This window comes from Steroidobacter cummioxidans, from assembly GCF_003104955.1.
Map to the genome: position 1 here is coordinate 1 of NZ_LSRW01000003.1, position 9,659 is coordinate 9,659.

The following is a 9,659-nucleotide window of genomic DNA, read 5'->3' on the forward strand; positions in this document are numbered from 1 at the left end:
GCAGCGTCAGATGTGTATAAGANACCGCTATACGAGTATGTGGAAGGCACTGAAGCTTTTCCGAAGATCGCCAGAGAACGAAAGGGGTTCGTGTGGACACCGGGCAACAAAGCGCGTGTTGCTCGCACAACGTATGAGCGCAGTGCGCAGACTAGACTATAGACAAGGCGCTGCGACACAATCTTGTTCAAGATGCGCTTTTTAAGCATCTCGAAGAAATTCATGGCAAAGACGATGTGAGCGGAGAGCAAGAGTACGGGAACGGCACGCGTGTCGATGTCTCCGTTAAAGATGGGGATAGCTATGTGTACTACGAAATCAAGACGGGGCTCTCGGCGCAGAGCTGTATCCGCGAGGCTCTCGGCCAGTTGATGGAGTATTCGTACTGGCCGGGCGCTCAACAGGCCGAGCGACTGATAGTCGTCGGAGAAGCGACTTACGACAAGGACGCGAAGGCATACATCAAAAGACTGCGGACCGAATTCTGCCTGCCGATCGAGTATCAGCAGTTCGATATGAAGTTAGGGAGACTGATCTAATGCCTGTCATTGCATGTCTCGGCTGGGGATCGCTCGTCTGGGACCCGCGAACACTCGGGATTCAGCGCCAATGGTTCAATGACGGGCCCTTCATCCGGGTTGAGTTTGTACGCAGGTCGAGTAATGGGCGGATCACCCTGGTGCTGGATGAAGCCGCGCCTCCCGTTCGTTCTCTCTGGGCAGTGATGGATGCAACAGAGATTGAAGCTGCGGCGGAAGCCCTTCGCGAAAGAGAAGGGGTGCTGGAAAAGAACAAGCAGAGAGACATCGGACGCTGGATAACGGGAAGCGCTTCACCTGCGAATATTGCGGGCTTGCCGGAATGGGCACGGGCACACGGCATCGACGGCGTCGTCTGGACGGCCCTCGGGCCGAAATATCATGCCTCCGGCTCTCGCGCGACCGCCGAGGACATCACGGGCTATCTGCGCGACCTAACCGGGCGCATGCGTGATGATGCCGAGCGCTACGTGCGATACGCGCCGCCGCAAATCGATACACCGTATCGACGCGCAATCGAAGCAACGCTGGGATGGACACCTGTCGATCTTGAGCGCAGGTCACTCTGATCTCGCCGCGTAGGGCTAGAGCGGATCGACTACCAACCCCTTGTCGAAGCGATCGGAGGAGCGCTAAATAAGGGAATGACGATGTAATGCTTGTAGTCGCCGCTATCGACGGGATCCGCGCAGATGTCAGCCGCCGACCAGAGGTAACGTTCCAGTTGCTCGCGTGACAGCCCTGTCGAGATCGCCGAGAACACGCCGTTAGGCCATTTGTTCGCTCTTCTGTCTAGCAGCAACGCCTCAGCCAATCTCGCGCCCTTGCGCACCCGCGTTGCAAGCCAACGCCAGCTGTCTACCAGCTTGCGTAGCTGATCGACTCTCTCTCTCTCTCTCTCTCTCTCTCTCTCTCTCTCTCTCTCTCTCTCTCTCTCGGCCCGCACTTGGTCGGACGCAACTGGCAGTCCCCAGCTATTGGAGATCTTCTCATATTCGACCGAATCGGCTTTGGCGTCATTGCTGTTGCGGCGGCTCGATCCCAGCAGACTCAGTCACAAAAGCCAAGGTCTCGACGGACGGCTACTCATTCGATCGAACCGCTCTCTCTACCGAACCGCAGCAGAACATGAAATGCCGGATGCCCAGTCTTCACGAACTGCTCCGCACGTCGCATGAGCCAATAATCTAAGCCCATCATCGGTGTCGTCTCCTGACTCCGCGCCGCAATCATCGAACCCGCCTGGACAATCCTCAATAGCTCGGATGGGTCCAGAATATGGAGCAACCCCTTCCTGTCTTCCATGAGCGAACGATAGAACGGGACTCCAACTTCATCGCTCACGGCGAGCAGAGTCAGGTCGGGAATCAAAATCACTAAGTGGGGCGGTTGATCACGGTTGACGTCAACAACTTTGCCTGCCCGATCCGTTACGCGCAGGCCGGCCGCGATGTTGCGGGCCGCCCCAGCAAGCTGACGTGCCGCTTTGCGAACGTGACGAATCGTTTGCTGCGCAAGCCTCTCCCTGGACGGCAGATCAGGCCGCGAAAGCAAGCTCAGAGCTTTGGACTCAAACAGGATACTGCCGTACCGATGAGTCAAGAGAATATCCGTCAGCTCGCGAGGCTTGCCCCGCTCGTCGACTTGCGGGCTCCGGAATATCCCATCAGGCGCAAGTTCACCCACAAGCCAATGTGCAAGCGCCTCTTGTTGCCCGCCCTCGTCATCGTCAAAAAGCGATACGAATCCTGACGCAGCACTTCTGGTAATAAAGTGACTGTTTATTTGCGTCCATTCAGATGGGGGCAGCAAATCGAGAAAGACGCCTTCGCTTTGCGGAAGGGTGCCGTCGATGAGTCGTCCTAGACGGCCGTTCGCCTCCTCGGTCGTTTCGGCGTCGACTCCGCTTGGACTGAATGGATAGGGCTTCACGCCCGCGCACAGCGCTCCAATACTAGCCGACGTGCTGACAGCACAGTCGCCGCTAGTGCTGCAGGTGGCAACCTCATTGAATACGGCCAATCTCACGCTCGAGCGCGTCGAAAGCCCGCGCAGGGCCTCGACTTCGTGTGGCTCCTCATACAGCGACCACCTAACAGCCTCTTCGGCATCTCCATCATAGAACAGCACGCCGTAGAGCAGGAACTCGCGGACGCGCATGACGGCGACGCGAATACGTAAGGAGCGCACGAGATATTTTGCCGAGAGCGTCGTCGTCTTTAGCAGGAGGACTGGACCGGCGTTATCCTCACCCATTCGCACAAGTTCTGGACAAGCAAGGAACTCGTCTCGAAGACGGCCAGACAGGATGTACATGCTCGAAGTTCCCTTTGTACTGGTTGCCTAGATCAGCGATGCTACACTCATAGTAGCGTTTGTCACCAAACAAACCGTGTTTGCAGAAACGTTTTCGCAAGCCTCCCCCTTGGGCCTGCCCCGTCTAGAACTCGAACTCAGCAAGCTCGGCTGCGCTCTAGGTTCGCTCCTGCTCCACAGAGCCACTCCCGTAGCAAGTGTGCTGGGGTATCGCCGATATGTCCGCAATACTCGCAAGTTCAGGTTTGACAGCATCAAACTAGCCCGACGCCGCTACAAACAATTACGCCACAATCCGGACTACTCCCTGCTCAAGTCGCGACCAGCGCAAACTGAACCCGGCTTAGTTGCGCACCTGCGACGAGCTGCTTGTCTTCCTACTGTTCTTGTTGTGCTCCTCCAGCACATCGATGATCCGGACGACGAAGCGCTGCTGCGTTTTAGACAGCGCCTGGAGGCGCTCCGCGTGGCGCATCGCTCTCGGCGAGAGCCGGCGCTTCCTGACCGGTTCTGGAGCGAAGCCGAGGAACTGGTCGATGTTGAGCCGGAACAGCCTCGCGAGCCGTTCGAGAACGAGGACGGAAATCCGCCTGTCCCCGATTTCGTAAGCAAACACCGCCTGCTGAGAAACACCTAGTGCGCGTGCCAGCTCCGCTTGCGTCATACCTCGTGACTTTCGCAACTGCGTAACGCGCTTTCCGAGCGCAGCGAAGTAAGCACGACTTTCTTTTTTGATCTGCGGCGACTTCGGCGGTGCGGATTGCGTGTCGCTCACGTGCGCGCCCTGCCCGCTCTACGTCGAACTACCGGAGCCAGCGCCGCCCGGCGCCTTGTTCGGCGGCGGGCCGAACTCGCCGGCCTTGAAGCGCCTGACGATCTTCTCGAGCGCATCGACTGACTCTGCGATCAGCCTCGCGATGACCTGGGCCACGTCGGCATGCATCGTTCCATCATCGTCATCGGAGTACAGCAAGACGTCGTACAGACATCTGGCCATCCCTTGAACCTGCATGAGATTGCCGCGCTCCGCTTCGATGAGTTCTTCGAGAGAGCGGCTGGCGGGAGGTGCTTCGTATGTTTCCTTCTCCGCCATGAGTTGTTACCTCTTGCGGAGCGGTGAGCTGCACAACCGCTCGATGGCTTCTGCGCCACCGATTAGTCGTTCGTGGAGAGCAGCTTGGCCTTCGTGACATTGTTGAGCCGCGTCGCGGAGGCCGTCAGCGACGAAGAGTGCTTCTGTGATGTCGTCACCCATGTCGCGATTGTCTGGGAAGAACTTGCGCTGGGTGGCAAGGATCGCGTGCGTCAGAAGCCTGCTTCGCCGAAGTGCCGACACATCCCCTTGGGATCGCCACCATGCCTCGGTCTGCCGCACGCTGGCGAGCAGCGCGTTGAGCCCCATCCTGAGGACGACCATGTCTTCGCGGCTGGCGCGGGTCATGGCTCGGACCTCGCGCGAGACGCACCGGGCCATGAACCAAGCTGGTCTGAACGATTGTTAGAAGATACCGGCGAGTATCTGCGAACGCATTCTCGCCGCAGGTTCATGGCCGCGCCCTACCCGATGAACTTCGGTGGAGCACGGCAGAGCCGTTTGCTCTGTGACATACACGCGCACATACCCGCGCAAGCGCCGGGTGCGCCATAATGAAGGAAGCCATAACTGCCTCGATGAAGGCGTTGTGGTTAGGCTCTCGTCGGTGTTGGTAGCACCGGCGGGGGCCGCCCTTGGGCGGATCATTTGCCGCGGGACGACACTATTCCGATAGCGGGTTGGAAGTCCAGACAAACAGACTTGGCATTCATGTTGCGCCGGAGAGCATAAACACCCATGCGGAACCAGCGAGCGAGCGCCGGCGGCTCCTCTCGCGGATCTCCGTGCAGGCTACTCGAACATCAATGCAGTATGCGCATTCGGAATAGAAGAAGCGGAATTCGCCCGTACCCTACAGCAAGCCTGAGAAGATGCTGTTAAAGCACTCGTTTACCTCGCTGCGCCTAAAATGCCCTTCATCATCCAAAGCGGAAACAACGCCGTGTAAGACTGCTGGCTCATTGGCACAGCCATGCAACTTGTTTATGAGCGTCGCGCGCCTATTCGGCTGACCGATGAATGAGTTCTTGAGCTTTCCATCAGCAAGGAGCTGGTTCTCCACGCACGACATGGCGTCATCGTTACGGAGCAAGACCTCCTCTATCGTCCCAGACCAAACAAATGTATTCGCTTTTGCCAGCAGCTCTCTGGATTCTCGCTTGCGAGCTGTCGTGAGCGAGGTGCGAAGCTGGCCCTGCTCCGCGCCGCTAAGCAAGCCGGTTTTCTCGATAAGCCGTTGCAGGGCAGAGCCGTCGTACAACGTTCGCGTTGGTAAGCCCTGATCGACCTCGGAGCGGACCGCTGAAAGTAATTTTGCAGCGTTGGTGCCACGCTTCGTTTGGCCACTGAGAATTTGCTTTACCAAATCGATCGCAGCTAAAGCCTCCGCTCGCTGCTCTGCCTGTAGAGGCTGTATATAAGGCGTCTCGACTGAGTAGAGAGCATCGTTATCCATGACGCATTTCCAGTCCACTCCCAGGCAATGTATGAGATGCACCAGCGCCACAACGCGATCTTTCCCGCCCGCTGCGACAACCAAGAGGTCCGCTTGGTCAACAGTCCGACCGAATCGCTTCTCAAAGAGTGCTGAGAGAACAACTTTATCTGAGGCACCCTCGACTATTAGCACACGGTTCGTCAGAAGCGGCTCGGTCAACCGCAACCCATAGGCATCCAAGTGTGTCCGCGCTTGCTTGTCCGTATAGTGCTTGAAGATCGTCACTTTCCGGCGTTGAGTTACTCCCGTGTTTGAGAATAGAGGACGTACGGGCTCCAACCCTGTATGCCCAAGAAAGACTGGCGAATGAGTGCTCACCAACACCTGTGACTTCGACGATATAGCCTTAAGGTCATCACAGATCGATCTTATGGTAGTGGGATGCAGATGGTTGTCCGGTTCCTCGAACATATACAGAACCGAGCCCGTGATGGCTTCTCCAAGCTGCCTGTACAGATTCATGATGACAGCGCTTTGGTGCCCAGTTCCGAGGGCGCTCAGAGGAATATCGGCGCCCCCGACCCTGACGCGCAACCCAATATTGTCGTAAAGAGCTTCGATATCTATTTGACTCGTATCGAGCGTCAGACTCTCAACTCCAAGGATTCGTGTTGCGACTTCATGCTGCTGCTGCAACAGTACAGTGGCTCGGTTCGACAGGACCTTTCTTGCTTGATCGCCAAGACTCCGAATACTCCCCTGCCCCCTCGCCTTTTGAAGAGCCGCCTTGAGCAGCCTCTTAAAAGGCAAGAGGCCGTCGGCGCTCAGGTCACGTATCGGCGGAATGTAGACTGTGACGAAATGCTCTTTCAGCACCCGGAACTCATCAGGAGTCAAGGAATGCTCTCCAAGCTTGCGCGTGACCTTCCCCGCTCGTGTCAAACGAAGTGAATATTTGAGTTCTGAGGATGTAGTACCCGCGATCTGTTGCAGCGCCTCTGGAACATTAACAAACGAGCAATCTACCCAAATCGATAAGGTAGGCCCGCCTTGGCCCATTTTTTGTGCGCTCAGATTCGCCGATGCATCTTCGACTGACAATTCTTCAGTAAAGGCGAGCTGTAGTGCGCGAAAGATGTTCGATTTCCCACAGCTGTTTGGCCCACAAACCACAGTCAGTTGAGACAGATCAATCTTGATGTCTTCGAGAGATCGGAAGTTCCGAACTCGAACCTCAACCATACGCATAGGAAGAGCGCCCCAGGGTCATCGATCTACGAATTCTGACCCAAATCGACGTCGCTCGCGATTTGGCATTCCACAACTGTGAATCGGTCCAGTCCGTTCCAATCGTGAACTGCGTCACACCGGACCCAGAAGACGCCTGCAAGTCGAAGGCGGCAGCATAGCAAACGAACCGGTTACCTCGCGCGGTTCTGGGCCGACGGTTTTGCCTCGCCTCACCGCAAGCTCATGATCCATCCCCGACACATAACGGGAGCAAGCAGCAGTCGTTGAGCCTACCTAAAACGAGTCAATGGAGCTGTTGTTACGCTTCAGCATCACTGGCGTCCCGCTCCGCGAAGCTCGCGATCACCAGCGCGAGCTCCCTCAATTGGCACAGCAGCTGAGCCAGACTCTCGAGAGGCATTCGAAACGCTGCGATCTCCAGAAATGCTCCATCCTCAGATATCGCCAGAGCATGCGGTTCGTTTTCGTTTAGTTCACCACCCTGAATTTTATCGTCCATATGTTCGATCGCGTTACGAAATGAAGTGACATCAGATTCATGACTTCGTATGAGCCTCCGGCTCAATCGATTGATCTCTGGACCGTTAGGATGTGCCGCAATCCGGTCAACGAAACGCAGCGCACGCTTGACAGAGTTGATGCACGTTTCGAACCGACCGAGGCCTTCTACTAAAAGCGCCCTTTTGTTCGCTGAAGCCGCGTACGCAACCAGACAGTCCCGACTAGCAATGTATTCCCTCATCGCCTTGTCAACCACAAGGACAAAATTAGTAACGAACGATCGGGCTCGGTCATCTCGCAGCCCCCCCGCGCCTCAGCACAATGTTGAATAGGTACTGAGGCAGGACGGGAGCGCTCACGCTGGACAGGTCCGGGGCCTTGCATTCGGTGATGTACGGCAAGAAAAACTCCTGTTGATCTCGACATCAGGACGGCCGGAGCATGGCGCGCAAGCCCCGCTGGTGGCATCTATCCCGCTACAGCCCGCCCAGTATCTTCATCGCGGCTGTTTTCGGATCGCCATAAAATATTGGATCGACGTGCTCCACGATGTCGGCGCTCACATCTAAGAAGTTTCGCTTGTTCTCGATTGGGATCAGCGCACGCTTGGCCCCGTTGTCCTTCGCAACTTGGAGTGGCTCTGTCAGTGAGCGCAGTGGCTTGATATTTCCCTGCACACTCATGTCACCCAATATCAGCAACGCTGGACTTACTGGCGCCTTTCTCATCGCCGAATACGCTGCTACAAAGAACGCAACGCCGAGTTCTGCTTCGACTCTGTTACCAAGCAGGTCAATAACTTCAACGTGCAAATCAGATACATCAAGATCACGTGCAATAGCGAGCTCTGTCTTCTTGGCTTGCAAGAAACTGAAGGCGCGTTGGATCGATTCCTTCATCGCACCGCCGCTGCCGCCAGCCGACTTCAGCTTTCCTGTACCGCTCGATACGGAGACTTCGAGCCGGTACAAGCCAACAGTGCCATCGGACGTCACGCCGGCGCTGTACACCGTCCCTGGGGCGAGCGGATCAGTAGAGATGAGGTCGCGTCCGCCTTGCTCGGGAACGCCGACGAACCTTTCTTCGCCCGTTTCTTGTGACGTATAACTGAATGACGTATGGTAGTACTCGAATGAGCCCATTTTCTTCAACTGCTCTTTCACACGGCGACGGCCCTCCATCGCGAACTCGAGCAATTCGACGAGTTCATCTCGCCCGACCTCTCCATGCGGGAACAAAATCTTCATCAGACCTGAAACAGTCTTGCGTACGGCTTTCCGGTCACGGGCATTCAGGTGTGTGCCGAGCGAGAAGTGTCGATCGATGATCTCCGTGTAGTTGTGCTTGCGCATCTCCCGCAGGGCTTCAGCCAGATAGTCCACCACGAATCCGTAGTGGTCCGTGAACATGTCGTTGCGCATCTTCGGGATCTCCCAACCTGGGAGATAGAAGTGCAAGCGATCGATGAATGCCATGTCGTCACGAATAATGTCTGGCATCGGCGCGAAGAGGTGACCGGTCTGCACCATCACATCGACGGGTTGATTGGTGTTGCCGAACATCGCGATGCTCGCATCGCCTGCCACCGCTTCCTGACCGCGCTGGAACGTTCCCGATTCGCAGTAGGTTTTCATCGTGGTGATGACTTCTTTCGGCATCTTCTGGAGATCGGCAACCTCATCGAAGCCGACGACATCCCAAATCTGCACCATCCCCTTCTGTCGACCGGTCATATGCCCGAAAAGGTTTGCCACGGTCGTCCCGCCAGTCAGCAGCGCTGAGTACGGTGATACTTCCTGCACTACATAGCTCTTGCCCGTGCCACGCGGTCCAAGCTCCACCAGGTTGTAGTTGCGTTCGGCCAGTGGGATGAGCCGCACTAAGAACAGCAGTTTGAGCCGTCGCGACATCTCCTTCGGCTCGTAACCCATGCTCCGCATGATGAGATCGAGCCATTCATCCGTCGTGAACTCACGACGCACGCGCCGATACTCTTCGAGATCAAAGGTTGCGATCTGAATTGGGGTGAGCTTGTCGATCCAGAATGGATTCTTGCCTCTCGACTCTTCGTCATACTCAAAGCGCATGTCCACTTGCGCCCACACACCTCCCATCACCAGACGCTCGTATTCGCGGACGTAGTGCTCGGGGACGTGCACATTCTTGTGCCCGAAGTTCGTCACTTCAGCCCAGAAATCGGAGTCGACGAGGCGCACCTTGACCTTGTCGATGAAAGCGTGGCGCCCTTGGTCCTTCACCTTCGCCTGCGCCTTCATCGATTCGTCGGAACGAATGTAGTTGTTCGCGAGGGTGTCGTTGACGACCTGCAGGCCCATCTGAATGGCCACCTCATCCGACGATGCGCAGTACTTGCCGAGAAGAAACTCGAGCACGAACACAGGGACGTTCGCGCCCACCTTTACCTTCCGCACGAGATCCTTACGCACCACCTTGCCGGCGAAGAGTCGGTTGACCTTGTCGTCAAGAGCGTCTCGTGTCGGGGTTGCTCCGTTGCTCATTG

At 56.6% G+C, this 9,659-nt stretch carries 9 protein-coding genes; 2 read left to right on the forward strand and 7 right to left on the reverse strand.

From position 1 onward, the window contains the following. Positions 1 to 236: 236 nt before the first annotated feature. Together D0550_RS01390 and D0550_RS01395 are read left to right on the forward strand one after the other, a co-directional pair. The gene (locus tag D0550_RS01390) at positions 237 to 539 is read left to right on the forward strand and encodes a hypothetical protein (RefSeq protein ID WP_116807315.1); all 303 of its coding nucleotides are present in this window, start codon (positions 237 to 239) and stop codon (positions 537 to 539) included. Then, positions 539 to 1,108 carry a hypothetical protein gene (locus tag D0550_RS01395; RefSeq protein ID WP_153066994.1) on the forward strand — a complete coding sequence of 190 codons (570 nt, stop codon included), beginning with the start codon at positions 539 to 541 and terminating at the stop codon, positions 1,106 to 1,108. Before D0550_RS01390 ends, D0550_RS01395 begins: the two co-directional genes overlap by 1 nt. A 517-nt stretch (positions 1,109 to 1,625) precedes the next feature. Here the strand turns inward: D0550_RS01395 and D0550_RS01405 are convergent. From D0550_RS01405 to brxL, 7 genes are all read right to left on the reverse strand, one after another. Further along, on the reverse strand, positions 1,626 to 2,855 hold the full coding sequence (locus tag D0550_RS01405; RefSeq protein ID WP_116807318.1) for a hypothetical protein: 1,230 nt from the start codon (positions 2,853 to 2,855) through the stop codon (positions 1,626 to 1,628). Positions 2,856 to 3,198: 343 nt separating this feature from the next. Next, positions 3,199 to 3,630, reverse strand: coding sequence for a helix-turn-helix domain-containing protein (locus D0550_RS01410; RefSeq protein ID WP_153066995.1), 432 nt, complete (start codon positions 3,628 to 3,630; stop codon positions 3,199 to 3,201). Between the two features lie 18 nt (positions 3,631 to 3,648). Continuing rightward, positions 3,649 to 3,948: a hypothetical protein gene (locus D0550_RS01415; protein WP_116807320.1), complete on the reverse strand. Its 300-nt coding sequence runs from the start codon at positions 3,946 to 3,948 to the stop codon at positions 3,649 to 3,651. Positions 3,949 to 3,954: 6 nt separating this feature from the next. After that, positions 3,955 to 4,296 carry a hypothetical protein gene (locus tag D0550_RS01420; protein WP_153066996.1) on the reverse strand — a complete coding sequence of 114 codons (342 nt, stop codon included), beginning with the start codon at positions 4,294 to 4,296 and terminating at the stop codon, positions 3,955 to 3,957. Between the two features lie 505 nt (positions 4,297 to 4,801). After that, entirely contained in the window at positions 4,802 to 6,634 is a 1,833-nt protein-coding gene (locus tag D0550_RS01425) for an ATP-dependent nuclease (protein WP_116807322.1), read from the reverse strand. A gap of 301 nt (positions 6,635 to 6,935) precedes the next feature. Beyond that, complete coding sequence (locus D0550_RS01430; RefSeq protein WP_116807323.1) at positions 6,936 to 7,136, reverse strand: hypothetical protein; 201 nt, start codon at positions 7,134 to 7,136, stop codon at positions 6,936 to 6,938. A gap of 478 nt (positions 7,137 to 7,614) precedes the next feature. Further along, positions 7,615 to 9,657 carry a protease Lon-related BREX system protein BrxL gene (gene brxL / locus D0550_RS01435; RefSeq protein WP_116807324.1) on the reverse strand — a complete coding sequence of 681 codons (2,043 nt, stop codon included), beginning with the start codon at positions 9,655 to 9,657 and terminating at the stop codon, positions 7,615 to 7,617. Positions 9,658 to 9,659: the final 2 nt, after the last annotated feature.